Source organism: Arthrobacter sp. Hor0625 (assembly GCF_052567525.1).
On sequence record NZ_CP199586.1, the window covers coordinates 715,777 to 742,046 of the forward strand.

General features: G+C 69.0%; 28 protein-coding genes. 9 read left to right on the forward strand and 19 right to left on the reverse strand.

Annotated features, from left to right (window positions below):
• Positions 1 to 5: 5 nt before the first annotated feature.
• The 14 genes from ACTWLI_RS03150 to ACTWLI_RS03215 form a co-directional block, all read right to left on the reverse strand.
• Complete coding sequence (locus ACTWLI_RS03150) at positions 6 to 1,535, reverse strand: flagellar hook-length control protein FliK (protein WP_445155243.1); 1,530 nt, start codon at positions 1,533 to 1,535, stop codon at positions 6 to 8.
• The gene (locus ACTWLI_RS03155; protein ID WP_445155244.1) at positions 1,532 to 2,212 is read right to left on the reverse strand and encodes a C40 family peptidase; all 681 of its coding nucleotides are present in this window, start codon (positions 2,210 to 2,212) and stop codon (positions 1,532 to 1,534) included. The genes ACTWLI_RS03150 and ACTWLI_RS03155 overlap by 4 nt, the downstream gene beginning before the upstream one ends.
• Positions 2,209 to 2,643, reverse strand: a complete 435-nt coding sequence (locus ACTWLI_RS03160) for a flagellar FliJ family protein (protein ID WP_445155245.1) — start codon at positions 2,641 to 2,643, stop codon at positions 2,209 to 2,211. The genes ACTWLI_RS03155 and ACTWLI_RS03160 overlap by 4 nt, the downstream gene beginning before the upstream one ends.
• The gene (locus tag ACTWLI_RS03165) at positions 2,640 to 3,968 is read right to left on the reverse strand and encodes a FliI/YscN family ATPase (RefSeq protein WP_445155246.1); all 1,329 of its coding nucleotides are present in this window, start codon (positions 3,966 to 3,968) and stop codon (positions 2,640 to 2,642) included. Before ACTWLI_RS03165 ends, ACTWLI_RS03160 begins: the two co-directional genes overlap by 4 nt.
• Positions 3,965 to 4,648 (reverse strand): FliH/SctL family protein, encoded by a 684-nt coding sequence (locus ACTWLI_RS03170; RefSeq protein WP_445155247.1) that lies wholly within the window; start codon positions 4,646 to 4,648, stop codon positions 3,965 to 3,967. The genes ACTWLI_RS03165 and ACTWLI_RS03170 overlap by 4 nt, the downstream gene beginning before the upstream one ends.
• The gene (gene fliG, locus ACTWLI_RS03175; protein ID WP_445155248.1) at positions 4,638 to 5,654 is read right to left on the reverse strand and encodes a flagellar motor switch protein FliG; all 1,017 of its coding nucleotides are present in this window, start codon (positions 5,652 to 5,654) and stop codon (positions 4,638 to 4,640) included. The genes ACTWLI_RS03170 and fliG overlap by 11 nt, the downstream gene beginning before the upstream one ends.
• Positions 5,651 to 7,261 carry a flagellar basal-body MS-ring/collar protein FliF gene (fliF, locus tag ACTWLI_RS03180; RefSeq protein ID WP_445155249.1) on the reverse strand — a complete coding sequence of 537 codons (1,611 nt, stop codon included), beginning with the start codon at positions 7,259 to 7,261 and terminating at the stop codon, positions 5,651 to 5,653. The genes fliG and fliF overlap by 4 nt, the downstream gene beginning before the upstream one ends.
• On the reverse strand, positions 7,261 to 7,566 hold the full coding sequence (gene fliE / locus ACTWLI_RS03185) for a flagellar hook-basal body complex protein FliE (protein WP_445155250.1): 306 nt from the start codon (positions 7,564 to 7,566) through the stop codon (positions 7,261 to 7,263). Before fliE ends, fliF begins: the two co-directional genes overlap by 1 nt.
• Complete coding sequence (locus tag ACTWLI_RS03190) at positions 7,566 to 7,958, reverse strand: flagellar basal body rod protein FlgC (RefSeq protein ID WP_445155251.1); 393 nt, start codon at positions 7,956 to 7,958, stop codon at positions 7,566 to 7,568. Before ACTWLI_RS03190 ends, fliE begins: the two co-directional genes overlap by 1 nt.
• Positions 7,958 to 8,299 (reverse strand): flagellar basal body rod protein FlgB, encoded by a 342-nt coding sequence (locus tag ACTWLI_RS03195; protein WP_445155252.1) that lies wholly within the window; start codon positions 8,297 to 8,299, stop codon positions 7,958 to 7,960. The genes ACTWLI_RS03190 and ACTWLI_RS03195 overlap by 1 nt, the downstream gene beginning before the upstream one ends.
• Before the next feature lie 157 nt (positions 8,300 to 8,456).
• On the reverse strand, positions 8,457 to 8,843 hold the full coding sequence (locus tag ACTWLI_RS03200) for a hypothetical protein (RefSeq protein ID WP_445155253.1): 387 nt from the start codon (positions 8,841 to 8,843) through the stop codon (positions 8,457 to 8,459).
• Positions 8,836 to 9,354, reverse strand: a complete 519-nt coding sequence (gene fliS, locus ACTWLI_RS03205) for a flagellar export chaperone FliS (protein WP_445155254.1) — start codon at positions 9,352 to 9,354, stop codon at positions 8,836 to 8,838. Before fliS ends, ACTWLI_RS03200 begins: the two co-directional genes overlap by 8 nt.
• Positions 9,354 to 10,685, reverse strand: a complete 1,332-nt coding sequence (gene fliD, locus ACTWLI_RS03210; RefSeq protein WP_445155255.1) for a flagellar filament capping protein FliD — start codon at positions 10,683 to 10,685, stop codon at positions 9,354 to 9,356. Before fliD ends, fliS begins: the two co-directional genes overlap by 1 nt.
• Before the next feature lie 221 nt (positions 10,686 to 10,906).
• On the reverse strand, positions 10,907 to 11,776 hold the full coding sequence (locus ACTWLI_RS03215; RefSeq protein WP_445155256.1) for a flagellin N-terminal helical domain-containing protein: 870 nt from the start codon (positions 11,774 to 11,776) through the stop codon (positions 10,907 to 10,909).
• Between the two features lie 282 nt (positions 11,777 to 12,058).
• Here ACTWLI_RS03215 and ACTWLI_RS03220 point away from each other — a divergent pair, with 282 nt between their 5' ends.
• From ACTWLI_RS03220 to fliW, 4 genes are read left to right on the forward strand one after another with little or no spacing between them, the layout of a single operon-like run.
• Entirely contained in the window at positions 12,059 to 12,544 is a 486-nt protein-coding gene (locus ACTWLI_RS03220; protein ID WP_445155257.1) for a flagellar protein FlgN, read from the forward strand.
• A 10-nt stretch (positions 12,545 to 12,554) separates the two neighbouring features.
• On the forward strand, positions 12,555 to 13,958 hold the full coding sequence (gene flgK, locus ACTWLI_RS03225; RefSeq protein WP_445155258.1) for a flagellar hook-associated protein FlgK: 1,404 nt from the start codon (positions 12,555 to 12,557) through the stop codon (positions 13,956 to 13,958).
• Positions 13,959 to 13,960: 2 nt separating this feature from the next.
• Entirely contained in the window at positions 13,961 to 14,884 is a 924-nt protein-coding gene (gene flgL, locus ACTWLI_RS03230; protein ID WP_445155259.1) for a flagellar hook-associated protein FlgL, read from the forward strand.
• A complete protein-coding gene (gene fliW / locus ACTWLI_RS03235; RefSeq protein ID WP_445155260.1) occupies positions 14,881 to 15,270 on the forward strand; it encodes a flagellar assembly protein FliW in 390 nt (129 codons plus the stop codon). Before flgL ends, fliW begins: the two co-directional genes overlap by 4 nt.
• Positions 15,271 to 15,394: 124 nt before the next feature.
• On the opposite strand, the gene ACTWLI_RS03240 is transcribed toward fliW, so the two are convergent.
• Positions 15,395 to 15,697 carry a DUF4193 domain-containing protein gene (locus tag ACTWLI_RS03240; protein WP_056741192.1) on the reverse strand — a complete coding sequence of 101 codons (303 nt, stop codon included), beginning with the start codon at positions 15,695 to 15,697 and terminating at the stop codon, positions 15,395 to 15,397.
• 140 nt (positions 15,698 to 15,837) lie between these two features.
• Between ACTWLI_RS03240 and ACTWLI_RS03245 the strand changes: the two genes are divergently transcribed.
• Positions 15,838 to 16,185, forward strand: coding sequence for a hypothetical protein (locus ACTWLI_RS03245; RefSeq protein ID WP_445155261.1), 348 nt, complete (start codon positions 15,838 to 15,840; stop codon positions 16,183 to 16,185).
• Between the two features lie 24 nt (positions 16,186 to 16,209).
• On the opposite strand, the gene ACTWLI_RS03250 is transcribed toward ACTWLI_RS03245, so the two are convergent.
• The 4 genes from ACTWLI_RS03250 to ACTWLI_RS03265 all read right to left on the reverse strand — a co-directional run bounded on the left by ACTWLI_RS03250 (position 16,210) and on the right by ACTWLI_RS03265 (position 19,789).
• On the reverse strand, positions 16,210 to 16,698 hold the full coding sequence (locus ACTWLI_RS03250) for a GyrI-like domain-containing protein (protein ID WP_445155262.1): 489 nt from the start codon (positions 16,696 to 16,698) through the stop codon (positions 16,210 to 16,212).
• Between the two features lie 99 nt (positions 16,699 to 16,797).
• Complete coding sequence (locus ACTWLI_RS03255; RefSeq protein WP_445155263.1) at positions 16,798 to 17,457, reverse strand: LutC/YkgG family protein; 660 nt, start codon at positions 17,455 to 17,457, stop codon at positions 16,798 to 16,800.
• Positions 17,454 to 18,989: a LutB/LldF family L-lactate oxidation iron-sulfur protein gene (locus ACTWLI_RS03260; RefSeq protein WP_445155264.1), complete on the reverse strand. Its 1,536-nt coding sequence runs from the start codon at positions 18,987 to 18,989 to the stop codon at positions 17,454 to 17,456. The genes ACTWLI_RS03255 and ACTWLI_RS03260 overlap by 4 nt, the downstream gene beginning before the upstream one ends.
• Entirely contained in the window at positions 18,986 to 19,789 is an 804-nt protein-coding gene (locus ACTWLI_RS03265) for a (Fe-S)-binding protein (RefSeq protein WP_445155265.1), read from the reverse strand. The genes ACTWLI_RS03260 and ACTWLI_RS03265 overlap by 4 nt, the downstream gene beginning before the upstream one ends.
• A 183-nt stretch (positions 19,790 to 19,972) precedes the next feature.
• Between ACTWLI_RS03265 and ACTWLI_RS03270 the strand changes: the two genes are divergently transcribed.
• The 4 genes from ACTWLI_RS03270 to ACTWLI_RS03285 all read left to right on the forward strand — a co-directional run bounded on the left by ACTWLI_RS03270 (position 19,973) and on the right by ACTWLI_RS03285 (position 25,989).
• Complete coding sequence (locus ACTWLI_RS03270) at positions 19,973 to 21,709, forward strand: L-lactate permease (protein ID WP_445155266.1); 1,737 nt, start codon at positions 19,973 to 19,975, stop codon at positions 21,707 to 21,709.
• A gap of 72 nt (positions 21,710 to 21,781) precedes the next feature.
• Positions 21,782 to 22,528, forward strand: a complete 747-nt coding sequence (locus ACTWLI_RS03275) for a FadR/GntR family transcriptional regulator (protein WP_445155267.1) — start codon at positions 21,782 to 21,784, stop codon at positions 22,526 to 22,528.
• Positions 22,529 to 22,554: 26 nt separating this feature from the next.
• Positions 22,555 to 25,398, forward strand: coding sequence for an FAD-binding and (Fe-S)-binding domain-containing protein (locus tag ACTWLI_RS03280; protein WP_445155268.1), 2,844 nt, complete (start codon positions 22,555 to 22,557; stop codon positions 25,396 to 25,398).
• A 45-nt stretch (positions 25,399 to 25,443) separates the two neighbouring features.
• A complete protein-coding gene (locus ACTWLI_RS03285) occupies positions 25,444 to 25,989 on the forward strand; it encodes a hypothetical protein (RefSeq protein WP_445155269.1) in 546 nt (181 codons plus the stop codon).
• Positions 25,990 to 26,270 lie beyond the last annotated feature (281 nt).

Below are 26,270 nucleotides of genomic sequence, written 5' to 3' on the forward strand. Positions count from 1 at the left end.
TCGTGTCAGACGAGAATGTCGAGGGTGGTTTGCGGGCCGTTGAGGATTCGGGCGGTGCGCAGCGATGACTGGTCCGCCAGCTGGTCCCAGCGGTGTCCGGGCCGGGGTTCCCCGCGCCCGTCCTGGCCGCCGCTCCCGGAACCGCTCCGGGCGCCGCTGCCGTTGTCTGCGCGGCCTGCGTCCCGCGCCGAGGCGTCCTGTCCCCCGCCGGAGGGACCACTCTGGTCGGAAACGTCCAGGCTGGCCCCGAACCCCGAGTCCGCAAGCTCCTTGCGGAGATCCGGCAGGATTGCCCGGAGCGCCTCGCGGCCGGTGTCCGCAGGAGCGAAGAGTTCGATCCGGACGCCGGCACCGTCGATGTGGGCGCGCACGGTCAGCGGGCCAAGGTCTTCCGGGCTGACCTTCAGGGTCATGACGTGCTGGCCATGCGGCGCGGCGGCCAGCGTGAAGAGCGGTTTGGCCAGCTGGGGCTGGAGTGCCGGCTGCGGCGAGGCTGCCGGGGACGCGGGCGCTCCGGCGGGCGTACCGGGGCCGGGTGTCACCAGCGCGGGGGCCTGCCCGGGTGCGGCCAGGGCCGAGGCACCGGCCGCCGCTAGTCCGTCGGCGGGGACGGCCGCCAGCGGGAGGGCATCCGGGGCCGGGCCTGTGGAGCCGGCCGGTTTGTTCACGCCGACGCCGGCCGTCACGATCCCGGACGGCGTGGCGGTCGGCGCGCTGGACGCGTTGGAAGTCCCGGGCATGGCGGGCAGGGCGACGGCAGGCGCAGCCGGGCCAGGCATGGCAAGGCCGGCCTTTCCGCCGGACGGCATCGTCGCGGCGTCGGGGGCGGATGCCGCTGCCTGAACTCCGGTCGGCGCCGAAGCGAAGGCCGACGCCGCTGCAGTCGGCACCGACGCCACGGGGGCCGAACCCACCGTCGTGGGGGCAGCCTGCAGGGCAGCGGCGGCGACGGGCCCGGCAATACCGGGCGGTATGAGGCTGGAACTGACCGGGGCTCCGGCGGGCGTGGCCGCCTGGCCGCTCACTGCCTCCGCTGTCACCGCACCTGCGGTAGCCGCGGCGGCGTCGCGAGCTACGGCCGCGGTGCCCGGCCCACCGGGATTCATCCAGCCCAAAGCGCCAATGGCGTTGGCGGTTGCAAGGTAGCCCGACGCCGGATCTGCCGTCGACGTGCCGGCCGATGCCGGCGCGGGGACCGGCTGGTTCGCGTTCGTCGTGGTCTCAGCGTCATCTGCGGTGGACGGGGCGGGATCCGCCGGAGGCACGAGGGCGGAACCAGCCAAAGCTGAGGGAGCGTTGGGTACGGAAGGCGCCAAAGCTGAGGGAGCGTCGGGGCTGGAAGGTACCAAAGCTGAGGGAGCGTCGGGGGTGGGCGTTGGAGTAGGTGTGGCGGCGGCGCCGACGGCGTCGCTCAGGACCGAACCGAAGGCACCGGCGTCGGACGCCCCGCCCTCGGTACGGCCGCGGCTGCCCTGCCCGGCGCCGCGGGCCGGCGCCAGCGCAGTCGCCAGGTCCGCCCCGGCCACGCCCTTCACGCTCCGCCCCCAGCCGGGACGATCCGGCGGATGGAGGTCAGGTTGGAGTGCTGTTCCCAGGCGTCCCGGATCTGGATGGTCTTGCCCGGCACGGGGGCGTCGATCGCTTTGCCGTTGCCGAGGTAGATGGAGATGTGGTTCCCCCCAAAGCTGATCAGCAGGTCCCCGGGCTTGGCGTCCGCGAGGGACGCCACGGGGGTGCCCTGCTTCATCTGGTCGCTGACCACGCGGGGAAGCTCGACGCCGAGGTCCTTGAAGACCCGCTGGGTGAAGCCGGAGCAGTCCATGCCGGTGGCCGGGTTGGTGCCGCCCCAGACGAAGGGCACGCCGATGTACTTCTTGGCCATCGCCACCACGTCGGTACCGGTGGCGGTCCCGGCGGAGACGGGCCGGGCGACGGCGGACGGGGCAGTGAGCCCGGCGAGCCCGCCCAGGCCAAGGCCGCCGCCCAAGCTGCCTGCGAGCGCGGCGGTTTCCGGGCCGGCCGCGGAGCTTCCGCCGAGGGCAGCGGTCAGCGCCTCGGTGAAGGAGCCGGTGTCACCCGTTCCGGTGGCGAGGGAGGCAGTGGCAGCAGACTGCAGCGTCGCCGTCTTGCTCTCGGCCTGGGCCGGTCTGGTGAGTTCGGCGATCATCGACTGGATGCCCTGAATGCGGCCCAGCGCCTCGGTCATGCTCATGGGCGCACCTGCTGGTCATCCCGGTGCCAGCTGGTCGAGGAGATCTCGTCCAGGGTGGACTGCTCGGCCCGCAGGTCGGCGGAGCTGACTTCGGCATGGTGGCGTGCCTGCAGCTTTTCCAGACCGGTGGAGCGGGTGCGCGCGGCGATAAATTCCTCGCGCGCGGCGGCTTCGTCGGTCTCGGCCAGCCGGGCCAGGCCCTGCAGGTCCGCGAGCATGCTGTGCGAAGCGGACCGGGCCGCGGCCACGGCGCGCAGCGACGCGGTGCTGTCAATGTCCCCGTCCGTGGCGGCCAGCTGCCGCCGGGCGGAGGATTCCCGGGCCCGGACGGAACTGGACCGCGAGCGGGCGCGGGCCAGCCCGGAGGCGGCCTGATCCTGCTGGATCTGGCGGAGGCGCAGCAGCCCCGCGAGCGAGAATTGCCGGTTCATGCGGCGGCTCCCAGAGTTGAGGTGAGGTAGCCCAGCTGGCGCCAGGACTCGTGGTGCGGGGTGGATTCTTCCATCGGCTGCTGCAGGAAGGCGCTGACGGCTTCCTCGTGCGCCAGGGCGGCGTCCACCAGCGGGTTGGTTCCGGCTTGGTAGGCGCCGACGTCGATCAGGTCCTGGGCGGCCTTGCGGGCCGCGAGCACCTTGCGCAGCGCGGACGCGGCAGCCAGATGCGGCCCGGCGTTGACCTTGGACGCGACGCGGGACACCGAACCGAGCACATCCACCGACGGGAAGTGGCCCGTGACGGCGAGCTTGCGGTCCAGCACGACGTGGCCGTCCAGGATGGAGCGGGCGGCGTCGGCGATCGGTTCGTTGTGGTCGTCGCCGTCCACCAGCACGGTGTAAATGCCGGTGACGGAGCCGGTCTCCGCGGTGCCGGCGCGTTCCAGCAGACGCGCCAGTACGGAGAAGGTCGACGGCGGGTAGCCGCGGGTCGCGGGCGGCTCGCCGGCGGAGAGCCCGATCTCGCGCTGGGCCATGGCCACGCGGGTGAGCGAGTCCATCATCAGCACCACGTCCTTGCCCTGGTCGCGGAAGGATTCGGCGATCCGGGTGGCGGTGAAGGCGGCGCGCATGCGCATCAGCGCGGGTTCGTCGGAGGTGGCCACGACGACGACGGAGCGGGCCAGGCCGGCCGGGCCGAGGTCGTCTTCGAGGAACTCGCGGACTTCGCGGCCGCGCTCCCCCACTAGGGCGATCACCGAGACCTCGGCGTCGGTGCCGCGGGCGATCATGGACAGCAGCGAGGACTTGCCGACGCCGGAGCCGGCGAAGAGGCCCATGCGCTGGCCCTTGCCCAGGGTGGTCATGGTGTCCAGGACCCGCACGCCGGTCTGCAGCGGGGTGTTGATCCGCGCGCGCTTCATGGCGTTGGGCGCCTCGTTGTCGATCGCCACGCGGGGGCCGCTGAGGAGGGGGCCCTTGCCGTCAATCGGCCGGCCCAGGCCGTCCAGGACGCGGCCGAAGAGCCCGGCCCCGGTGGGGACCAGCACGGTGCCGCCCTTGGCACGGACCGGGTCGCCGGCGGCGATGCCGGCCAGGCGTCCCAGCGGCATGCAGCGCACTGCGCCGTCGTTGGCCGCGACCACCTCGGCGTCGAGCCCGGAGTTCTCTCCCACCGTGACGAGGTCACCGAGTGCGCAGTCCAGCCCGGAAACCTCCAGGCCCAGACCCATCACGGAAGTGACGGTGCCGACGCGCTGGGGTGCGGCGGCGGAGAGTGCCGCGGCGAAGTCCTCGCTCTTGGGCCGCCAGTGGGTGATCATGGCTGTCCGCCCGAAGGCATGCCGGGGGTCCCGGGCGCGTCGGTCCACTGGTCGCCCAGCAGGGCCGCCTTGGCGCGGGCCAGGGCGCTGCCGAGGCTGGCATCCAGCCAGCCCTGCTGGTATTCCACCTTCGCGTCGCCGCGCTGCAGGGTCGGGTCGGCGAGCAGCGGCAGGCCTGCCGGGAGGTCCTGGCCTTCGCGGGCGAGCACTTCGATGTCGGCGGGGTGCATGCGGAGGGCCAGCACCGTCGCGGCGTCGCTACCGGACAGCGCCCGCGCCAGGGCGCCGCGCGCGGTGCGGGTTCCCTCGGCCAGTTCGTAGCCCAGGATGGCTTCGGCGAGCTCCAGGGCGGTGCGCGCCAGCACCTCTTCGGCGTCGGTCAGCGCCTGGACGTTGCGGTGCGCGAAGTCGGTGCGGGCCACCGCGAGGGCGCGGACGGCCCGGTCCAGGTCCTGCTGCCCGGCGGCGAGCGAGGCGGCCTGCTCCGCGGCCATCCGGTCCCGCCAGCGGCGCTGTTCCTTGGCCGCGGCGCGCACGCCCGCGGCGTAGCCGGCGGCGTGGCCCTCGGTGTAGCCGGCCTGTTCGTTGGCCGGCCCGCTGGAGCGCAGCGACGGGAAGACGATCCGGGCCGGGACGCCGTCGGCGACGGCGCCCTCGCTGTAAGCGCGGTCAGTAGACATAGTCTTCTTCGTCCCCGCGCTGGATGGTGATCTGGCCCTCGGCCTCGAGCTCGCGGATGGAGCGGACGACGGCGGCCCGCGCCTCCTCGATCTGGGAGGCGCGCAGCGGTCCCAGGGCCGCGATCTCGGATTCGAGGATCTCGAGATTGCGGCCGGAGACGTTGGTCGTAATGGTCTCCAGGACCTGTTCGGAGGCGCCCTTCATGGCGACGGAGAGCACGGAGGCGTCTAGGCCGCGCAGCACCAGCTGCACGTCGCGGCGTTCCAGCTTCACGATGTCGTCGAACGTCACCATCTGCGCGCGGATCTCCACGGCGAGGTCCGGGTCCAGCAGGTCCAGGCCGTCCAGCACGGAGCGCTCGGTGCCGGCGTCGGTCCGGTTGATGATTTCCAGCAGCGGCTGGATGCCGCCGACGACCTTGGACGCCTGCTGGGAGACGGCGGCGCCGCCGCGCAGCTTCAGAGTGTCGGCGACGATGCCGATCGCTTCCGGCGCGCCGGAGCCCATGGTGGCGATGCTGAGCGCGACGTCGGCGCGGAGCGACCCGGGCAGCCCGGACATCACGGCCGAGGCCTTGCGCGGGCTCAGGTGCGCGAGGACCAGGGCGATGGTCTGGGGCAGTTCGCCGTCGATCAGCGCCAGGATCTGGACCGGTTCAATGTCTTCGAGGAATTCGAAGGACTTGCCGGCCATGTTGACGGTAAGCCGGTTGATCAGGCCCGCGGCCTTCTCGGAGCCGAAGGACGCCTCGAGCAGGCCCTCGGCGAGTTCACGACCGCCGCGCGCCTGCCGCGGGCTGCTCAGGGCTGCCTCGTGGAAGTCCTTCATGATCTGTTCGGCGACCTCGGGGTCCACCTTGCGGAGCCGGACGATCTCGGCGGCGATTTCCTCCGCCTCCGAGTCCGTGAACTGCGCCATCACGCGCGCGGCGTTCGGCGCGCTCATCTGCATCAGCACAACGGCGGCACGCTGGGTGCCGGTCAGGGTCGAGTCGGCAAGTTTCATACCGGCTGCCTGTCATCCATCAGGCTGCGGAGGTAATCCGCTGCCTTCTCCGGGTTGGCCGCGACCATGCTGTCGATTTCCTGCATGCGGCGTTCGGCCTCGAGGACCTCCAGCGGCGGGGCCGGCAGCGGCTGCGGCGGCAGGGCGGCCAGCGGGATGGCCGAGGTCGCCGGGGCAGGGTCGATGGCCGTGACGGCGGGGATCACCGGCAGCATGTCCAGGCGTTCGCCGAGGTCAACGGGTTCGCGCTTCTGGCGGCGGCGCAGGATCACGGTGATGACCAGGGCCAGGATCAGCAGTCCGAGCAGGATGCTGCCGGCCGTGACCAGGGTGCTGAAGAAAGCCTGCTGCTTCTGCGCCTCCAGCTCGGCCTTGGCCGCCTCGAGGGAAGCATTGGCCTGGTCCGCGGCTGCCGTGCTGAACGGGATGACCTCGACCGTGACCACGTCGCCGCGGGCTTTGTCCACGCCGGCGGCGGAGGTGACCAGGGCGGTGAGCGAGCCGATGTTCAGCCCGCCCGCGGCGGTCTGGCTGACGGCCACCGAGATGGTCTGCCGCTTGACCGCGCCCGGCGGGATCACCCGGTCCTCGGTGACCTTGTTGACGGCGTTGTTCTTGGTGGCGGTGGTGGAGTCGAAGTTGCCGTTGCCGCCGGTGTCGCCGGGCACGGCAATGTTGTCCGGGCCGAGGACACCGGCCCCTCCCCCGCCGGAGCCGGAGTACTTCTCCGTCTTGGACGACTCACTCAGCGGCAGAGCGCCGGGGGTGTTGGAGAAGGTTTCGCTCTTCTGCTGGGCTGATTCGCCGGTGATGTCCGCAGCGACCGCAACAGTGGAGTTGCCAGGCCCGACGACGCGGTCCAGCACCGCGCGGACGGCGTCGCCGGTGCGCTGCTGGTAATCAGAGGCCTGCTTCGAGGCGGAGCCCGCGGCGCCGCCGCCGACAGTGGAGAGCACGTTGCCCTGCGAGTCGACCACCGAGACATTGGCGGGCTTGAGGTTTTCGATCGCGGCGGAGGTCAGGTGCACGATGGCCTGGACCTTGTCGCCGGAGAGGGTGACGCCGGGCGCGGTCTCGACGAACACCGAGGCGGTGGTGTCCGGGGTCTTGGAGACGAACACGGTCTTCTCCGGGATGGCGAGGCGGACCGCCGCAGTCTTGACCCCGTCCATGGCGCCGATGGTGCTGGCCAGTTCGCCTTCCAGCGCGCGCTTGTAGGTCACGGACTGCTGGAACTCCGAGGAGGTGACGCCCATTTTGTCCAGCAGCGAATAGCCGGTCGCCGCCGCCGTCGGAAGTCCTGCGGCGGCGGCCTTGAGCCGTTCGTCGTAGACCTTGTCCTGCGGCACGAGGATGGTGGAGCCGCCGTCGCTGAGCTCGTAGGGGACGTTGTCCTTGCGCAGCTGCTCGACGATCCCGTTCGCGTCGGTGTCCTTCAGGCCGGAGAACAGCGGGGCCAGGGTTGGACGGCCGAGCCAGGCGGTCAGGGCGATGATGCCGACCACCAGCAGGGCTGCGCCGATCGCGGCGAGGGTGCGCTGGCCGGTGGTGAAGCCTTTGAGGCCGGCGCCGAAGCGCTGGAAGAAGACGGTTATCTGCGGAGGCATCAGGCCTGCATCCTCATGATCTCGTTGAACGCGTCAACGCCCTTGTTCCGGACGGTGGCCACGAGTTCGAGCGTGATCTGGGCGCGGCTCGCGGCGAGGGTGGCGTTGTGGATGTCATCCAGGTTGCCGGTGACGGCGGAGACCGCGAGTTCCTTCGACGTCGACTGCAGCTGCTGGAGGTTGTCGACAGCACCGGTGAGCGAGGAGGCAAAGGAGGACCCGTCCGTGGCGGGGACCGCGGCGGCGCCGGACAGGTAGTCGGTGGGCAGGACACCCTGGACCGGGGCGATGGGGGAAACGGGCATCAGGATCTTCCAATCTCAAGGGCGGCGAGATAGGTCTCGCGGGCGCGGTCCACAACCTGGGTGTTGGCCTGGTAGCCGCGCTGGGCGATGATCAGGGCGCCCATCTGCTCCGCCATGTCGATGTCCGGGTACTTGACGTTGCCGTCGGCGTCGGCCAGCGGGTGGTCCGGCTGGTACACGACGCGGCCTGCGCCGTCGCCCAGTTGCGTGCTCTTGACGTACACGCCGGTACCCTCGGCGCCCTCGGCGGCCTCGACGTACTTGGCACGGAACGCCGGGCCGGACGTAGCGGAGGCGTTGTTCATGTTGGCGAGGTTGTCCGAGACGGCGTCGAGCCATTTGCGGTGCACGGTCAGGGCGGAGCCGGCGATGCCGATCGCGTCAAAAGTCATTAGTTCGTCCTCAGCGCGGAACGGACGGCGGTGAATTCCCCGCCGATGGCCCGGGCTGCAAACTGGAAGCGCAGCACGGTGTCGATGTTGGACAGGGTTTCAGTGTCCAGGTTGACGTTGTTCCCGTTGAGCTGGGTGGGCTCCAGGGACGCCGCGATGCTTGCCTGTGCGTGACCGTCGCCTGACTGCACGGACGCGGCAAGGGCATCCTCGAAGCTGACCCGCTTGGCGTGGTAGTTCGGGGTGTTGACGTTGGCGATGTTGTTCGCGATGGTGCGCTGGCGCAGCGCCAATCCGTCCATGGCGCTGGCCAGGGCGGCGGAAGTCACGGATTCGAGCACAGAGTCCTGCCTGGGAAATTTGTGGGGTGGCCGATCCGTGGCCGGTAAACGAGCGATCCGTGCTCTTACTGTGGTTATCGGCACAGTTCAGCGCCGCGTTAGGAAAAAGTGTGAAAGGTTTCTTCGGGTTCTTTTTCGGTCCCCCGCGCGGGCGGTGTCAGCCGTTGACGTCGAGGTAGATCGCACCCGCGGGATCGCCGACGCCGGGCACCGAGCTGACCGCCTGCAGTTGCCGGCCAACGTCGTGCTTGGCAGCTTCCAGGCGTCGCGCCACCCGTTCCTGCGCTGCAGACAGGGCCATGGCCCGCCGCCGTGCTTCGGGCGGGAGCGGCGTGTGCAGTGCGGGCGGCGACCACCGCTCCACGGGCAGCGCGGCGACGGGCTGCCCGGGCGCGGCGAGCGGGCCCAGCGGATCCTTAAGTGTTTTTTCGGCCGCGACGACGGCCATCTCCAGTACGTCCAGCACCAGCATCCACGCGGCCAGGGCGGGGTCTTTCCCGACCGGCTCCGCGCTGTGTTCCCCCAAATGCGCCTGATCAGCCAAAGCCGAGGCTCCCGCTGCCGGCGCCGGGCTGAGTGTTCCACGCGCCCGCCGCTGCAAATCCCGACGCCGGTGCTGCCGCCGGCGCTGGCTGGGCGGTCTGCGCGGCCGGGATGGACGCGGCGGCTTCGTGCCAGGCCTGGCGCAGCGGCTCCAGCAGCTCGATCGCTTCGCGGGTCAGGGCGGCGTCGCGCTGGATGTTGGCGTTGACGAGGGCGGTGAAGGCGTAGTTGTAGAGGCCCAGCAGCCCGTCCGCGCCGTCCCACGCGTCCGTCTTCAGCGAGGAGATCAGTTCGGCGATGATGGCCTGGCCGTGGAGCAGGTTTTCGGAGGCGACCGGCCAGTTGGCGGCCTGTTGCGCGGTCTCCGCGCGGCCCAGGTCCAGGAGTAGCCGGTCGTAAAGCATGGTCAGCAAGCGGGCCGGTGGTGCCGAGAGCACCGAGTCGGCGAGGTACTGGTTCCGCTGCGCGGCGCCGCCAAGGCCGCCGCCGTAGCCGAAGGGGGTGCTGGTCATTACTTGGCGCTCCCGCCGGAGAGGCCCGCGAGCTGTGAGGTGAGCCAGGACTGCTGCGCCTTCATGTTGCTCAGCGCTACCTCCAGGCCGGAGTAGGTGCTCTGCAGGGTGGCTTTGCGGGAGGCGAGCCGCTGGTCCCAGTCGCTGATCCGGTCGGCGAGGTCCCGGACCTCCGACTGCTGCCCGGTGATCTTGGTGGTCAGGGTGCCGGTGTATTTGTCCGAGGCGTTGGTCGCCGCGGTGGCGATCCGGCCGGCCAACTCCTGCACCTTGGCGGCAGTCCCCGCCGGGTCCGCGGCGAGGGCGGCGCCGAACTTAGTCGCGTCGAACTCCATGGTGCCGGTCTTGGTGATGCTGATTCCGATTTCCGAGGGCGAGCGGGGCGGCGTGCCCACCGGCAGCGAGGCGGCGGAGAGGATGCTCTGGTTGACCGAGCGCACGGTGCTGTCCCCGGCAAAGACCCCGGCGGCAACTTTGGTGCCGGTGGTGTTGGTGGTGGTGCTGACCGCAGTCTTGCTGGCCACCAGCGAGAAGATGCCGTTGACCCCGTCCACCAAGTCCGAGGCGAGCTTGGTGATGCCGGCGTCGTCGCGGGAAACGGTCAGCGTCACGGGGGCAATGCTGATTTCCTTGGCGGTGAGCGTCACACCCGGCAGCACGCCAGCAAAGGTGTTGGTAGAAGATTTGATCTTGGTCTGCGCGGCGGGGCTCGTCGGCCAGAGCACCAGCTCGGCGTCTTGGGCGACTGTCACGTCGGTGAAAGAGTCGGCCGGACCGGTGATCGTGAACTTCCCGGCGTCGCCGGACTTTGTCGCCGTGAACTGAATCCGGAAGTTTCCGTCGCCGACATCGACCTTGGTAGCGGTGACGCCCGCACCGGCAGCATTCACCTTGGTCACGACGTCGTCTAGGTTGGTCCCGAGCGGCTCGATGACGTAATCCTTGCCGCCGCTGTTAATCGTCATCGTGGTGTAGGGCCAGCCGGTGACAGCGTTGATCTTGGGCGTCACGGTGACCTGAGTCTGGGCCAGTTTGGTGACTTGGAAGTCGAGCGAGCCCGCTTTGGCTGCCGCGGTGGTGGTCGCGGTGACCTTGTCGCTCGTCGTGGTCGCAGTGGTGAGCTCCAGGGCGCCGGGTTTGGCGGCGGCGGTGGCCTGCGTCGCGAGCGTGGCAACTTTGCCGTTCAGCCCCTGCAGTGCGGAGACCATGGACTGCAGGTCGTAGGACTTGTTCTTAAGCAGGGTCTGAGGCAGGGCTTCCGACTGCATGATGGAGCTGATCAGGGCGGTGGTGTCGAGCCCGCTGGCCAGTCCGTCGAGTGAGATTCCCATCGCTGCCTTTCAGTGCTGTCGAAATGTGCTGTCAAGAACGTGCTGTCAAAAATGTTCAAGCTGCCGCTGGGTGGAGCTTTTGTGTTGCACGTAAGGGCCGGACGATGGTTTCGCCATCGTCCGGCCCTTACGCCGCTTGGTGATCGGGGGTGTCTCTTCGTCCGATCACGGTGGCAGCCCTACAGTCCTACTGCTTGAACTGCCGGCCTGCCGGATCCGGACTAGCGCAGGAGCGAGAGAACGCCCTGGCTGGACTGGTTGGCCTGGGCCAACATTGCCGTGCCGGCCTGGGACAGGATGTTCGCCTTGGTGAACTTGACCATTTCCGAAGCCATGTCGACGTCCGCAATGCGGGACTGGGCGGCCTGCAGGTTCTCACCGGCGATGTTCAGGGACTTGATGGTGTGCTCGAGACGGTTCTGCGAGGCGCCGAGGTCCGAACGCTGACCCGAGATGGCCTTGATCGCGTCGTCGATGCGCCCGATGGTCGCCAAAGCATTTGTGCTGGTATCCACCGCAAAGCCCGTGATTTCTGCAGCCGTGTCGGCGGAAAGTACATCCGTGAGAGGATCTGTACCGTTTACACCCGTAGCCACATCGCCAAGTGCGACGGTTATGGTATCGACGCCGGCGGTCTTGCCGGTACCTACCTGGATGCTCAGGCCGCTGCCGCCCTGGAGTACGTTGATGCCGTTGAAGTTCGTAGCTTTGGTAATGCGGTCCAGTTCCTGGCCGAGCGACTGGCCTTCAGCTTTGATCGCATCTCGGGCTTCTTTGTTGTTGGTGTCGTTCGCACCCTGAACAGCGAGGTCACGCATGCGCTGCAGGATGGAGTGAACTTCGGTCAGGGCGCCTTCAGTGGTCTGAATAACCGAGATGCCGTCCTGGGCGTTGCGGGCGGCCTGGGCCGAGCCGGTGACCTGTGACTTCAGGCCCTCGGAGATGGAGAGGCCTGCTGCGTCGTCGCCGGCGCGGTTGATGCGCAGGCCGGTGGACAGCTTCTCCAGGGACTTGGAGAGGTCGGTCTGCGTGGCGTTGAGGTTGCGGTACGAGTTGTTCGCCGCGAGGTTGTTGTTAATAACGAAGCCCATGGTATTTCCTCCGTGAGTTGGGACTGTAAGCGATGGCCCATCCGTGGGCCTTCAGGAGTAGCTATCGCCACCCGGGCGGCACAGGTAAGGAGAAATCCAAAATTCTTTTCTGAATTTCCGGCCGCCCATACTTCGCTGTTAACAGCCTTATTTCCGCTAACGGGTGCGGAAATCCTGCCGATAGTTTGTACGAACCCTGCTGCTGGCGGCATCGTCCGCACGATGAATCTGCGCCTCGGCACCGCCGCACCACTCGCACCGATAAAGGGAGCCGTCCGAACCATGGCCATCCACGAACTTTCCGCCCTGCTGTGGCGGGAGCGTGAACTCCTGGACGTTCTTACCTTCAAGCTGGAGGAAGAACAGCTGCTGCTCACCGCCGGCAAATCCCGCTGGCTGCCGCACGGCACCAAGGAAGTTGAGCAGGTCCTGGGCCACCTGTCCCAGGCGAGCCTGGCCCGCACCATCGAGGCCGCCGTCGTCGCCGAAATGTGGGGCCTCCCCACTGACGCCACCCTCGGCGAACTCGCCGAGGCGGCCCCCGAAGGCGCCTGGGCCGAGGTCCTGACCGCACACTTGACCGCCCTCACCCGCCAGACCGCCCTGATCAAGGAACTGCGCGATTCCAACGAGCAGTACCTGCGCACCGCGGTCCGTTCCACCCAGGAATCCCTCGCGGACCTGCGCCCTGCCGCCGCCGGCACCTACGACGCCCACGGCAGGACCGGGGACACCGCCGGTTCCCGCATCTTCGACCAGCAGTTCTAAGGAAGCGACCATGAGCACCTTCGGCGCCCTGAATACCGCCTACCGCGGACTGACCGCCGCCCAGCAGGGCATGAATGTGGCCGGGCAGAACATCGCCAACGCAGCCACGGAGGGCTACACCCGCCAGCGCGTCCAGCAGTCCGCCATTGGCGCCCCGGCCCCGGGGATGTTTAGCAATGGCGTCGCCCAGACCGGCCAGGGAGTCTCGGTGGACGCCATCGCACGGTTGGGCAGCACCGTGCTCGACACCGGTGTCCGCACCGCCGCCGCGCAGGCCGGTTATGCCGGCATCCGGTCCACCGCCTTCCAGGGCATCGAAGGCATCCTGCAGGAGCCGGGCGACAACGGCATCTCCGCCGCGCTCCAAGGCTTTTGGTCCGCGTGGCAGGGCGCCGCGAACCAGCCGGACGAGGACGGGCCCAAGGGGCTGCTGCTGAACGCGGCCACCTCGCTGACGGAAAAGATCTCCTCCGCCTACCGGTCCCTGCAGGGTCAATGGAGCAGCGTGCGCGCCCAGGCGGCCGACGCCGTAGACGCCGTCAACGCGGCAGCGAGCCAGGTGGCCGCCTACAACGCGACCATCCGTTCCACCCTGGCCGCCGGGGGCTCCGCCAACGAACTGATCGACGCGCGGGCCAAGCTCACCGAGACCATCTCCCGGCTGGCGGGCGGCACTGTCCGCGAACAGGCCGACGGCACGGTCGACGTGCACATCGGAGGCAACGCCCTCGTCATGGGCACCTCGGTCCGCAGCCTTGAGCTCTCCGGCAACCAGGCCTCGGACACCCTTGGCTCCACCGTCCAACTGCTGTGGAAGAACCCGGCGGGCGTAGCCTCGGCCGACGGCGGGGAGATCGCCGGCGCACTCTCGGTACTGGCCCCCGCTGCTTCCGGCGGCGCCATCGCCGCCGCCGCGGAGTCCTACAACACGCTGGCCACCGCCCTGGCTGAGAAAGTGAACACCGTGCACCGCACCGGCGAAAACGTGGCCGGCGCCAATGTCGACTTCTTCACATTCAAGGCCACGCTTCCGGCTGCACTGGGGCTCAAGGCACCGACGGACACGGCCGACATCGCGCTCAAAGCATCCGGCAAAGGCGCCTTGGACACCAGCATCGCGGACCAGATTTCGCAGCTGGGCACGGGCGCGGACTCGCCGGACAAGCTGTGGTCCGGGATCGTCACCGGCATCGGCGTCGAATCCCGCGGCGCCCAGCAGCGCGAGGCCCTGACCCAGGCGGCGCAGGCCTCCGCAGTGACCAGCCGCGCCTCGCAGGCGTCGGTGAGCCTGGATGAAGAAAACGTCAACCTGCTCACCAACCAGCACGCCTATCAGGCGGCCGCCCGGGTGATGACCGCCGTCGACGAGGCCTTGGACGTCCTGATCAACCGCACCGGACTGGTAGGAAGGTAGCCATGCTGAACCGGGTAACGAACCTGACCATGAGCGCGGCCGCGCAGCGGACCCTGCAGACGCAGCAGGCCAAGCTGGCCGAGCTGCAGGACAAAGCCACCTCGCTGAACAAGATCTCGCGTCCTTCCGACGATCCCGCCGCCACGGCCCAGGCCCTGGCGACCCGCTCGCTGCAGGCGGCCAACGCCCAGTACGGCCGGAACATCGACGACGGCAACTCGTGGCTCACGGCCGCGGACTCCGCGCTGGAACAAGCCACCAATGTGATGCGCCGGGTCAAGGACCTCACCGTGATGGCCGGCAACGGCTCACTAAACCAGTCCGGTAAGGACGCGATCGCCGCAGAACTGGAATCCCTTAACCAGGACCTCATCTCGATTGCCAACAGCCAGCACCTGGGCCGGAACATCTTTGCCGGGGCCGCGGACACGGCCGGCGCGTTCACCCCGGGAACACCCCGCGATCCAAAAGTCCCCGGGGACACCGGCACCCCGCCCACGTTCAACGGGACGGGATACAACGCGGTGGAGCGGCGCATCAGCGCGACCCAGACCGTGCGGGTGGACGCGGACGGTGCCGGGATTTTCGGCAACGGCAACGGCTCCGTTTTCGACGTCGTGAGCAAGCTGGCGGCTGACCTGAGGACCGGGGTGGACGTACTGCCGCAGGTCGCCGACGTCGACACCGCGTTTAAGAACATCGTCAACGGCCGTGCTGAAATTGGAACACGGCAGGCACAGCTGGAACGTGCCGGCAACGTCAACACCGAAATGGAGGCATCCTTGGACGCCCAGCGGACCGGCATCGAAAAAGCTGACCTCGGCAGCGTGATCATGGACCTGAAGCTGCAGGAAACGAACTACCAGGTGGCCCTCGCCGCCACGGCCCGCGTCCTGCAGCCGACCCTGATGGATTTCCTGCGATGAACTCGGTTCTGAGCAGCATTCCGGTGACGTTCACCGCCCCCATGCCGGGGCTGGAAATGGTCGAGGACTTTGCCCTGCGCAGCATCGACAGCGCCCCCGGGTTGTTTGCCTTGGAGTCCGGGTCCGCGCCGGTGCGCCTGTTCCTCGCGGATGCCGCCCTGTTCGTCCCCGGCTACCACCCGCCGCTGCCGGTTGCGGCTCGGGAGGCCTTGGAGCTCGGCGACGGCGAAGCACCGCAGCTGCTCGTCGTGGTCAACCACTCCCCCAGCGCCACCACGGTGAACCTCATGGCACCGATCGTGCTCAACCCGGCTTCCCGGCGCTGCACCCAGCTGGTGCTGGACGGCAAGGAATACCCGCTGCGCGCGGAGCTTGGCGCCGCCTAGACAGACCCCTGACACAGCCCCGAAGACAGCAAAGCGCCGGACCCCGCGGGGTCCGGCGCTTTGCTTTAACTCTGTGTAAATCCGTGGAACCAGCCCGTTATCCGGGCGGCCGGGAGGGGAAGATTTAGCCTTCGCAGTCGCGGCAGTACTTCAGGCCGTTCTTTTCCTTGGCGACCTGGGACCGGTGACGGACCAGGAAGCAGGACGAGCAGGTGAATTCATCGGACTGCTCGGGAACAACAATGACGGTCAGTTCTTCGCCGGAGAGATCGGCGCCGGGAAGGTCGATGCCCTCGGCCGTGTCGTTCTCGTCGACGTCGATAACAGCAGTCTGGGCACCGCCGCCACGGGATGCCTGAAGGGCCTCCAGCGATTCAGCGGGAGACTCTTCTTCTGTCTTGCGTGGGGCGTCGTAATCGGTAGCCATAGCGGGGTTCACTTTCGTTGCTGCACAGCGCCATTTCAGGCACCTCAGTGAAGCAGTTTAGGGCATGATGCTGGGAGTTAGAGAATAGTGTGCTTAAAGCGACATTCCGCGTCGCGGGCCGAACGAAAACGGAGGCAATGATGGCTACGAAACTGAACAAGCAAGCGCTTTCCCACGCCCGTCAGCTGATCAAAGACGGAAAGGTTCAGCGCGACACCCGCGACGACTGGAGCGAGCACGCACCGACGGCGGAGCAGGAAAACAAGTTCATCGAAAAGAACGGCTTCACCGAGTTCTCGCACTGGCACCTGGGCCTGGACGCTGAGGCGTCGAAGGGAACCAAAGGCAGCGTGACCTTCCCCTTTGGCGACTTCAGGAAGGTCCACCGCTGCGCCGTCGTGTCCCTCGAGAGCCGGGCCGCGCAGCACGGCCACGACGACATTGCCGAGGCGGCCAAGAAACTCCTCGAGGAGATCGACGCCGACTAGCCCCGGGCCGGGCCGGGCGCCGACTCAGGAGACCGGCCAGACTACCAGGGTCTTCCAGGCGGCCGGATCCGGCTCTTTGGCGGGGTCGCTGAGGTAGTACTCCCACATGGCTTCTCCCGGAGTCAGCCCCTCGGCCTGCATTTTCGCCATCACGGCACCGTAGGTTTCCGGCAGGGTGTCATAGGGGCCCACATGCATCGCCTCGAGGGCGCGGCCTGCGGGAAGCACGCCGGCCGTCACCCCGGGGGCGTCCCCGCCGGGATAGGGGGCCGCCAGCGGGAAGCCGGCTTCGACGTCGACGACGTCCGTGGGCATCCCTCGGTACATAGCGAACGGCGGACCGGCCAGCTGGACGTTCTGTTGCTCAACCGCGGTCATCACCGACCTGTAGGCGCGGTCAAAGAATTCCCGCAGCGCATTCATGGGCACCGTCTCACGCAGGACCGCAGTGGGCTGCTCCGCCAGGTCGGTGGTCTTGATCTCCCGAGTGGTTTCCGGATTCGAATCATTCATAGCGCAAGGCTCCGCCCGCGGCTGCGAAGTGGTCAAGGGCACTAGGCCCCGGACCGGGCCGGACCCCGAAGCCGGAGCGCCGCCGGGCCGGGGCCGGAGTCAGCGGCTGATGATGACGTCGAGCCGGCGCGGGCCGTGCACGCCCTCGACGCGTTCGAGTTCAATGTCGCTGGTGGCGCTCGGGCCGCTGATCATGGTCAACGGCCGGGTGCCGTCGATGCGGCGCAGCGCCTCCGGCAGGATTCCGGCGATGTCCGTGGCGGCCACGACACAAATGTGGTGGTCCGGCACCAGGCTGATCGCCCGCCGGCCCTGGTTCGGGCTGCCGTCCAGGATGATGGTTCCCGTCTCGGCGACGGCCACCGCGCTGGCGGTCACGACGGCGTCGATGCCGTCCAGTTCCGCCACGCCCAGCGGCGCGCTGGCCGAGTCCACCCGGCGCCGTTCCGTGCCAGCGCCCGCGGCGCGGCCGGTGGAGGTGCCGTCGTCGACGTCGGCCAGCCAGCCGGCGTCGAGCCCGGCGGGCACCACGTAGCTGCGCGCCTCGGCGAGCAGTTCGGCGACCCGCGCCGGAACCTCTGCGGCGGGTACCACGGAGACCTGCGCCTTGTAGTCGACCAGCCGGTCCACCAGCAGATGGATCAGGGCCTCCTCATCCAGCTCGGAGGTGGTCCGGTACTCCCGCGGAACCGGAGGCGCCGCCGGGGCGTCGCTCAGTGCGGAGCGGATGCGGCCGAGGATGTCCTCGCGAGCGCTCATGCCTGCCCTTCCTTCCCTTGCGTCGCAGTCTCCTGCGGCGGGGCAACATCATCGTTCGGATTCCCGTGCTCCCGAGCCCACCAGCTGCGGAAGGATTCCGGCGGCGGGGCGGGGATGTCGCGGCTTTGGGTCCAGCCCGCGGCGATGCCGGGGAGCTTGGTGATTTTCTTGTCCGGCCCGGCCGCGAGGCGGCCCAGGGGAAGCCCCTTCTCCACCAGGCCCAGCCGCTTGCCGGAGGACAGCGCCCAGGACGCGGCCTTCATGCCCACGTCCATCTGGCTGGGCAGCTTCTTGGTGCCGCGCTTGCTGTCCACATCCTTACTGCGCAGGTGCACCAGGATGTCCGGGATGTTGATCTTCACCGGGCAAGCGTCGTAGCAGGCACCGCAGAGCGAGGACGCGTAGGGCAGGGAGCTGTTTTCCTCCGCTTCGATGCCGGTCAGCAGCGGCGAGAGGATGGCACCGATCGGACCGGGGTAGGTGGAGCCGTAGGCGTGGCCGCCGGTCCGCTCATAGACCGGGCAGACGTTCATGCAGGCGCTGCACCGGATGCAGTGCAGCGCGGAGCGGCCCATCTCATCCGCGAGCGCGGCGCTGCGGCCATTGTCCAGCAGCACCAGATGGACGTTCCGGGGTCCGTCTCCCTCCGTGACGCCGGTCCATAGCGAGGTGTAAGGATTCATCCGCTCGCCGGTGGAGGAGCGCGGCAGCAGCTGCATGAACACCTCCAAGTCCTGCCAGCCCGGCAGCAGCTTCTCGACGCCCATCACGGTGATGAGGGTCTCCGGCAGCGTCAGGCACATCCGGCCGTTGCCCTCGGATTCGACGACGGCGAGGGTCCCGGAGTCGGCCAGCGCGAAGTTGGCCCCGGAGACGGCCACCTTGGCGGTCAGGAACTTCCGGCGCAGGTGGGCGCGGGCGGCCATGGCGAGCACCGCCGGGGAATCGGTGAGTTCCGGGTCGGCGTCGGGCATCTCGCGCAGGAAGATGTCCCGGATCTGGGTGCGGTTCTTGTGGATGGCCGGGACGAGGATGTGGCTGGGCTTGTCGTGGTCCAGCTGGACGATCAGCTCGGCGAGGTCCGTTTCGAAGGCCGCGATGCCCTGGTCCTCGAGGTATTCGTTGAGCCCGATTTCCTGGGTGGCCATCGACTTGACCTTGACTACCTCGGTCTCGCCGGTGTCGCGGATCAGCCCCGCCACAATCGCGTTGGCCTCATCGGCGTCGCGGGCCCAGTGGATCACCCCGCCGCGGGCAGTGAAGTTCTCCTCGAACTGCTCCAGGAGCTGGGGCAGGCGGGCCATCACGTTTTCCTTGATCGCGGAGCCGGCGTCGCGCAGCTGTTCCCAGTCCGGCAACTCCGAGACCACCTGGAGGCGCTTGTCCCGGATGGTGTGCGTAGCGTGGCCAAGGTTGGCGCGCAGCTGGGCATTGCCCAGTTCGCGGTGCGCAGCCTTGGGGAACGGTTCGGCGGCGTGCAGGTTGCCCGAGCCGAAGACCGGCAGGGAGGGCATGCCCAGGAAGGTGCTCATCGGCCGGCCTTTCCGGTGGTGACGCGGACGTCCCCGGTGACGGAGGCCGGCGCTTCGAACGTGCTGGCCAGGATCTCGGCCAGGTGCAGGGTGGTTGCGGCGCTGCCTTCGCGGGAGAGGCCGCCCCCAATGTGCATCAGGCAGGAGGCGTCCCCTCCGGTGCACAGGGCGGCGCCGGTGGAGCGGATGTTGGCCGTCTTATCCGCCAGCATCGCGGAGGAGACGTCCGCGTTCTTCATCGAAAACGTGCCGCCGAAGCCGCAGCACTGATCGGCCTCGGGCAGCTCGGCAAGGTCGATGCCGGCGACGCTGCGCAGCAGCCGGGCCTGCCGGTCGCCCAGCCGGAGCAGGCGCATGCCGTGGCAACTGGGGTGGTAGGTGACCCGGTGCGGGAAGTAGGAGCCCAGCTGGGCGGCGGCGTCGGTCACCCCCAGCACGTCCACCAGCAGCTCGGAGAGCTCGTAGGTTTTGGCGCCGACGGCGGTGGCCCGGGCTTCCAGGGCGGTGTCCCCGCAGGAGCGCGCCACCATGGGGTGCTGGTGCTTCACCGAGGCGACGCAAGAGCCGGAAGGGGCGACGGCGACGTCGTAGTCTGCCGTATCGAAGGCGGCCACGTGGTTGGCGACGACGGGAACGGCCTCCTTGAGGTAGCCGCTGTTGACGTGCATCTGGCCGCAGCAGGCCTGGCCGGCCGGGAAGACGACCTCGTGCCCGAGCTGTTCGAGGATGCTGACAGTGGCCTGCGCGGTGCGCGGATACATCGCATCGACGATGCAGGTGGCGAACAATGCGATTCTCATGACAGCCTTTCGGGGCCCGCTGGACGTGTGGTCTGACCAAAGTAAAGCACGTGGCCGCGTCACCCACAACAGACAGCCGCCGGGTGAACGGGCTCACACGAGAGTGAGATGTAGGCTACACTCTCATGGTCCGACCACAGTGGTCAGACCAAAGCCGTCGTCTCTCAACGCAGAGGAACTTCCGTGGACCACTTCACCCCCACCACCGATCCGGTGCTCAACAGCGTGGCCTGGTCGGCCATCGTCGGTCTGTTGCCGCTGCTGACCTTCTTCATCCTCCTGGCAGTCGTCAAGACCAAGGCGCACGTGGCCGGAGCCGCAGCACTGCTGGTGGCGCTGGTCGTCGGTATCGCCGCCTTCCACATGCCTGCCGGCCTGGCCATCCTGTCCGCGACCCAGGGCGGCGTCTTCGGCGCCTTCCCCGTGCTGTGGATCGTCGTCATGGCCGTCTGGCTCTACCAGGTCACGGTCCTCAGCGGCCGGTTTGAGGACCTGCGCCGGGTGTTCGACGCGATCGGCGGCGGCGACGTGCGGCTGCAGGCCGTCCTGGTGGCGTTCTGCTTCGGCGGGCTGCTCGAGGCCCTCGCCGGGTTCGGCGCCCCGGTCGCGATCACCGCCACCATGCTGCTCGCGCTGGGCCTGCCGCCGCTGCGGGCGGCCGCCGCCGTCCTGGTGGCCAACACGGCCCCGGTCGCCTTCGGCGCCATGGCCATCCCCATCACCACCGCGGCCGGGCTGACCGGGCTGCACGCCACGGACATTGCCTCCATCGTCGGCCGCCAGGCCCCGCTGCTGGCGACCTTCGTGCCGCTGATCCTGCTGTTCATCATCGACGGACGCCGGGGACTGAAGGACTGCTGGCCGGCCGCCCTCGTGGTGGGCGCGTCGTTCGCCGTCGCCCAGTTCCTCTGCTCGAACTACTTCTCCTACGAACTCACGGACATCCTCGCCTCGCTGGTCGGGCTCGGCGCCGCCGTCGTCTTCTTCCGACTCTGGAAGCCCAAGGGCAGCGAAGCCGCGCGCGGCCGGCTGGGTGAAGCCGCCGTCGCGGCCGGCACCGCGGCCGGTGGCCGCGACGGCCACCGCGGCAACGCAGCCGTCGCAACCGTCGAGAAGACCGCGGACGGCGGGCTCACCCCCTCCCGCACTTGGCTGGCGCTGTTCCCGTACTTCCTGGTGATCGTGGTGTTCGGCATCGCGAAGCTCTGGAAGCTGGGCGTGGACCTGCCGGCGTTCCTGGCCGCCACGGACATCAAAATCCCGTGGCCGATCCTGCACGACGCCCTGGTCAACGCCGAGGGCAAGCCGGTGTCCTCCACCGTTTACTCGTTCCAGTGGCTCTCCAGCCCGGGCACGCTGCTGCTGATCACCGGCCTGTTGGTGGCGCTGGTGTACTCCAAGTACGACGACGGCGGCCGGTTCCGCCTCTCGGTGGGCGACGCGGTCCTGGAGATCGGCCGGACCATCGTCAAGATGCGCTGGGCCGGGCTGACCATCATCACGGTCCTTGCCCTGGCGTACGTCATGAACAACTCCGGCCAGACCGTCTCGATCGGCACCTGGCTGGCCGGTACCGGGAGCTTCTTCGCCTTCCTCTCCCCGGTGCTGGGCTGGCTGGGCACCGCCGTAACCGGTTCGGACACCTCGGCCAACGCCCTGTTCGCCAAGCTGCAGCAGACCGCGGGCATGAAGGCCGGCATCGATCCGAACCTGCTGGTGGCCGCCAATACCTCCGGCGGCGTCGTGGGCAAGCTGATCAGCCCGCAGAACCTCGCCATCGCGGCGACCGCGGTCAATATGGACGGCCAGGAATCGGTGATCCTGCGTAAGGTAGTCGGATGGAGCTTGGCTCTGCTGCTGGTGCTGTGCACCCTGGCTTTCCTGCAGTCCACCCCCGTCCTCGGCTGGATGCTGCCGTAGCTCCCGCCCCGCCCATTTCCGGAGTGCGGGCCGACCGCGGCCCGCACTCCCCCGCCCGGAAGGAACCCGCCCGTGACCAGCGCCGCAGCAGGAGCCGCCCCCCGCCGTCGTACCTATGACGCGCTCCTGCAGGACATCGAGGCAGACCTGCGGTCGGGCAAGATCAAGCTCGGCGACCGCCTCCCGGGTGAACGCACCCTGGCGGAGAATTACGGCATCTCCCGGGCCTCGGTGCGCGAAGCCATCCGGATCCTTGACGCCATGGGCGTGGTGCGCAGCTCGGTCGGTTCCGGCCCCACCTCCGGCGCCATCGTCATCTCCGACCCGTCCGCGGGCCTGTCCTCGGCGCTGCGGCTGCATGTGGCCAGCAGCCGGCTCCCGGTCGAAGACATCGTGCAAACGCGCATCCTGCTGGAAACCTGGACCGCCCAGGCGGGCGCTGCCCGCAGCGGCGGCGAAGCGGAACTGGAGCAGGCCGCCCGGCTGCTGGAGGCCATGGACGACCCCGCTATCGACCGGGCCACCTTCCACGAGCTCGACGCACGGTTCCACGTGGCCCTCAGCTCGCTGGCCGGAAACGCCGTGGTGGCCACCATGATGGAGTCCCTCAGCGGCTCGATCGTCGGTTACGTCAAGGGCGCCATGGACGCGATGGAGTCCTGGCCCGAGGTCCTCGCGGTGCTCCGGAGCCAGCACCACGGCATCTTCGACGCCGTCGAGGCGCGCGACGGCGAACTCGCGGCCCGCCGGCTGCGCGAACACATCGAATGGTTTTACCAGCGGGCACGCGAAGCGGTCCCGCCCCTCCCCGCCCCCTAACAGCACGCACGACCCTGGAGCAGCGCATGACAGCCACGGCAGCCGCCACATCCCTGATCGACCAGCTGGACCCGGAGACCGTCAGTACCCGGGACCTGGACCGGCGGGCCATGGCGCACGACGCCTCGCATTACCTGCTCATCCCGCAGGGCGTCGCCACTCCCCGCAGCGCCGACGACGTCGGGCGCCTGCTGCGGCGCAGCCGCGAACTCGGCCTCCCGGCCACCTTCCGCTCCGGCGGCACCAGCCTGTCCGGCCAGGCCGTCAGCGACAGCCTGCTCATCAACACCCGCCAGCACTTCCGCGGCATCGAGGTCCTCGACGGCGGCGCCCGGGTCAGGGTCCAGCCCGGCGCCACCGTGCGCAGCGTCAACGCCCGGCTGGCAGCCTTCGGACGCAAGCTTGGGCCCGACCCGGCCAGCGAAATCGCCTGCACGGTGGGTGGCGTCATCGCCAATAACTCCTCCGGGATGGCCTGCGGTACCGAGTTCAACACCTACCGGACGCTGGAGTCGATGGTGCTGGTGCTGCCCTCGGGCACAGTGATCGACACCGGCGACGCCGACGCCGACGCGCGGCTGCGAGCCCTCGAACCCGACCTCCACGAGGGCCTGCTCAGGCTCCGCCGCCGGGTGGCCGGAAACGCGGACTCGGTGCGCATCATCACCTCGCTGTTCTCCATGAAGAACACCATGGGGTACGGGATCAACGCCTTCCTCGACTTCGAACGGGCCGTCGACATCCTGACGCACCTGCTGATCGGCAGCGAGGGCACCCTCGGCTTCGTCGCGGAGGCGGTCTTCCGGACGGTCGAGGTCAAGCCCGCCGTGGCCACCGGGCTGCTGGTCTTCAACACCCTCGACGCCGCCACGGCCGCGCTGCCCGACCTCGTGGCCTCCGGCCTGGCGACCATCGAGCTGATGGACGCGGCCGCCCTCAAGGTCGCCCAGCTCGCCGCGGACGCACCCCCGGCCATCCGTTCGCTACCGGTCCGCGGGCACACCGCGCTGCTGGTCGAGCACCAAGGCGCGGACGCCGCGGAGCTGTCCTCCCGGCGGCAGGACTCCGAGCCGCTGTTCGGGTCGCTGGACCTGGCCGCGCCGTTCGCCCTGACCACGGACCCGAAGGACCGGGCCGCGCTCTGGCACGTCCGCAAGGGTCTCTACACCACGGTGGCCGGCGCCCGGCCGTCGGGCACCAACGCGCTGCTGGAGGACATCGTGGTGCCGGTCCCGGCGCTGGCGGACACCTGCAGCGAACTGACCCGGCTGTTCACCGAGCACCGCTACGAGGACTCGGTGATCTTCGGCCATGCCAAGGACGGGAACGTCCACTTCATGCTCAACGAGCGCTTCGACGACCCGGACCAGCTGCTGCGCTACCAGGCCTTCACCGACGACATGGTGGACTTGGTCCTCGGCGCGGGCGGATCGCTCAAGGCCGAACACGGCACCGGGCGGATCATGGCGCCGTTCGTCCGCCGCCAGTACGGCGACGAGCTGTACGAGGTCATGCAGGAGATCAAGCGGCTGATCGACCCGGCCCACCTGCTTAACCCGGGCGTGCTGCTTGCGGACGAGCCGTTGTCCTACATCGAAAACCTCAAGGTGGCGCCGACCGTGGAGGAAGAGGTGGATCGCTGCGTCGAGTGCGGTTACTGCGAACCGGTCTGCCCGAGCAAGGACATCACCCTCACGCCGCGGCAGCGGATTGTGCTGCGGCGCGAGATCGCCGCCGCGGAGCAGCGCGGCGACGACGCCCTCGCCACCCGGTTGCGGAAGGACTACGACTACGACGGCGTGCAGACCTGCGCGGCCGACGGCATGTGCGTCACCGCGTGCCCGGTGCTGATCAATACCGGGGACCTGGTCCGGCGGCTGCGCCAGGAAAATGCCAACACGGTCGCCGCGGCCGGCTGGAGCGTTGCCGCGGACCGCTGGGGTGCTGTCACCGCCGGCGGCGGCCTCGCCCTGACCGTGGCGAAGACGGTGCCGGCCCCGCTGGCCAAGGCCGCGACCGCCGTCGGCCGGGCGGTACTGGGCGCCGAGACCGTCCCGGCGTACGACGCCGTCCTGCCCGCCGGCGGTTCGAAGCGCCGGTCCCGGCAAGACCCGGACAGCGTCGCGGTGTTCTTCCCGGCCTGCATCGGGACCATGTTCGGCCCGGCGGACGCGCCGGGCGGCGGTCCCGGCGGGTCCGCCAAGGGATCCGCCCAGGCCTTCCTGGACCTCTGCGAGCGCGCAGGGGTTGCCCTGACCATCCCTGAAGGCATCGACAGCCTCTGCTGCGGCACCCCGTGGAAGTCCAAAGGTTTCTCGGAGGGTTATGCGGCGATGTCGGTCAAGGTCCTCGACCGCCTGTATGAGGCCAGCGGGCAGGGCAGCCTGCCCGTGGTGTGCGACGCCGCGTCCTGCACCGAAGGCCTCGAGACGATGAAGCGGCTCGCGGCCGAATCCGCGGAGCGCTACGCCGGGCTGCGGTTCGTGGACTCGGTGGAGTTCGTCCACCAGCACGTGCTTGGGCGGCTCACGGTGTCCGCGCCGGTGGCCTCCATGGCCCTGCACCCGACCTGCTCGTCAACCCAGCTGTGCACCAACGATGCCTTGATGGAGATCGCCCGGACCGTGACGGGGGACGTCTTCGTGCCGCTGAACTGGGGCTGCTGCGCCTTTGCCGGCGACCGCGGCCTGCTGCACCCCGAGCTAACGGATTCCGCCACCCGCACCCAGGCCGCCGAAATCAACGAGCGCGACTACGAGGCCTATGCCTCGACCAACCGCACCTGCGAACTGGGCATGTCCAAGGCCACCGGCCGCTCCTACCGGCACCTGCTGGAGATCCTGGAGGAGGCCACCCGGCCGGTGGGGTGAGCGCGGCCCGCTTGCCATCCGGCGGGTGGTCCGTAGACTCGGCGCATGTCTGTTCTTGGGGGAATGACGACGGCGCGTTGGGCCGCGGCGCTGGCCGCCTGCTTGGTGCTGGGACCCGCGCTGGCCGGCTGCGCCTACGAGGACGATGCCGGCCCCCGCCCCTCGGCGGCCGGCTCCAGCGGCCGCCCGGGGTACACCGTCCCGGTCGAAGATCCTGATGTACTGGCTGTCGAAACCCGCAACTACGCGGAGCTGGAGCGGCGCCTGGCCATAGCACCGGGAGAGGCTCTGCTGGCGGATTCAGGCCCCGCCGACGGCCCGGGTGTCGGCTTCCAAAAATCAGCCACGGTCAAGACGGCCGGGCCCCACTCCGTCGCGGCGGCCTGCGTCGGTATCCCGCACGCCCAGATCTACCTCACCCAGAGCATCAGGGGCGGAAGCCAGTACACGGTCCTGGAGATCGACTGCTCGGAAACCCGGACCCAGGTCGTTGAGCTGGCTGCAGGTCCCGTCGGCGCCCAGCTCACCCGCGTTCAGCCAGGCGGAGCCTGGACCGGAGCGGTCGCCGGGCTCAGGATCACCGCCGGATGAAGCTCGTCGGCTGGAACATCGGCGAGGCTTGGGATTGCAGGACTTTCAGCCCTGAGTTGCTGTGAGAGGCCGGCGCACACTGTTGCCAAGGTCGGATCAGCCGGGATCGGACTCAGGCGTGGGAGGGCACCTCATGGATGTTCGGGTCGTGGAGTCAGCGGTCATGTTGCACATCGGGGATGGCGTGCTGACCGTTTTGTTCCCCGTAGAGCATTGCGCACGGTGGGAATTCGGTCCGTGGGCTCCAATCATGGGCTGGTTCAAGAAGCGCCCGGGCCTGA

Bases quoted from the DNA above. Each gene is read 5' to 3' on its own strand.
- fliD (WP_445155255.1), bottom strand. From the start codon at position 10,685: ATGGGAATCTCACTCGACGGACTGGCCAGCGGGCTCGACACCACCGCC.
- flgK (WP_445155258.1), top strand. From the start codon at position 12,555: ATGAGCACCTTCGGCGCCCTGAATACCGCCTACCGCGGACTGACCGCC.
- ACTWLI_RS03285 (WP_445155269.1), top strand. From the start codon at position 25,444: ATGTCTGTTCTTGGGGGAATGACGACGGCGCGTTGGGCCGCGGCGCTG.
- ACTWLI_RS03215 (WP_445155256.1), bottom strand. From the start codon at position 11,776: ATGGGCTTCGTTATTAACAACAACCTCGCGGCGAACAACTCGTACCGC.
- ACTWLI_RS03160 (WP_445155245.1), bottom strand. From the start codon at position 2,643: ATGAACCGGCAATTCTCGCTCGCGGGGCTGCTGCGCCTCCGCCAGATC.
- fliG (WP_445155248.1), bottom strand. From the start codon at position 5,654: ATGAAACTTGCCGACTCGACCCTGACCGGCACCCAGCGTGCCGCCGTT.
- fliE (WP_445155250.1), bottom strand. From the start codon at position 7,566: ATGCCCGTTTCCCCCATCGCCCCGGTCCAGGGTGTCCTGCCCACCGAC.
- ACTWLI_RS03240 (WP_056741192.1), bottom strand. From the start codon at position 15,697: ATGGCTACCGATTACGACGCCCCACGCAAGACAGAAGAAGAGTCTCCC.
- ACTWLI_RS03245 (WP_445155261.1), top strand. From the start codon at position 15,838: ATGGCTACGAAACTGAACAAGCAAGCGCTTTCCCACGCCCGTCAGCTG.
- ACTWLI_RS03170 (WP_445155247.1), bottom strand. From the start codon at position 4,648: ATGTCTACTGACCGCGCTTACAGCGAGGGCGCCGTCGCCGACGGCGTC.
- ACTWLI_RS03250 (WP_445155262.1), bottom strand. From the start codon at position 16,698: ATGAATGATTCGAATCCGGAAACCACTCGGGAGATCAAGACCACCGAC.
- ACTWLI_RS03190 (WP_445155251.1), bottom strand. From the start codon at position 7,958: ATGACTTTTGACGCGATCGGCATCGCCGGCTCCGCCCTGACCGTGCAC.
- ACTWLI_RS03280 (WP_445155268.1), top strand. From the start codon at position 22,555: ATGACAGCCACGGCAGCCGCCACATCCCTGATCGACCAGCTGGACCCG.
- fliF (WP_445155249.1), bottom strand. From the start codon at position 7,261: ATGCCTCCGCAGATAACCGTCTTCTTCCAGCGCTTCGGCGCCGGCCTC.
- ACTWLI_RS03265 (WP_445155265.1), bottom strand. From the start codon at position 19,789: ATGAGAATCGCATTGTTCGCCACCTGCATCGTCGATGCGATGTATCCG.
- flgL (WP_445155259.1), top strand. From the start codon at position 13,961: ATGCTGAACCGGGTAACGAACCTGACCATGAGCGCGGCCGCGCAGCGG.
- ACTWLI_RS03220 (WP_445155257.1), top strand. From the start codon at position 12,059: ATGGCCATCCACGAACTTTCCGCCCTGCTGTGGCGGGAGCGTGAACTC.
- ACTWLI_RS03165 (WP_445155246.1), bottom strand. From the start codon at position 3,968: ATGATCACCCACTGGCGGCCCAAGAGCGAGGACTTCGCCGCGGCACTC.
- ACTWLI_RS03155 (WP_445155244.1), bottom strand. From the start codon at position 2,212: ATGAGCATGACCGAGGCGCTGGGCCGCATTCAGGGCATCCAGTCGATG.
- fliS (WP_445155254.1), bottom strand. From the start codon at position 9,354: ATGACCAGCACCCCCTTCGGCTACGGCGGCGGCCTTGGCGGCGCCGCG.
- ACTWLI_RS03255 (WP_445155263.1), bottom strand. From the start codon at position 17,457: ATGAGCGCTCGCGAGGACATCCTCGGCCGCATCCGCTCCGCACTGAGC.
- fliW (WP_445155260.1), top strand. From the start codon at position 14,881: ATGAACTCGGTTCTGAGCAGCATTCCGGTGACGTTCACCGCCCCCATG.
- ACTWLI_RS03260 (WP_445155264.1), bottom strand. From the start codon at position 18,989: ATGAGCACCTTCCTGGGCATGCCCTCCCTGCCGGTCTTCGGCTCGGGC.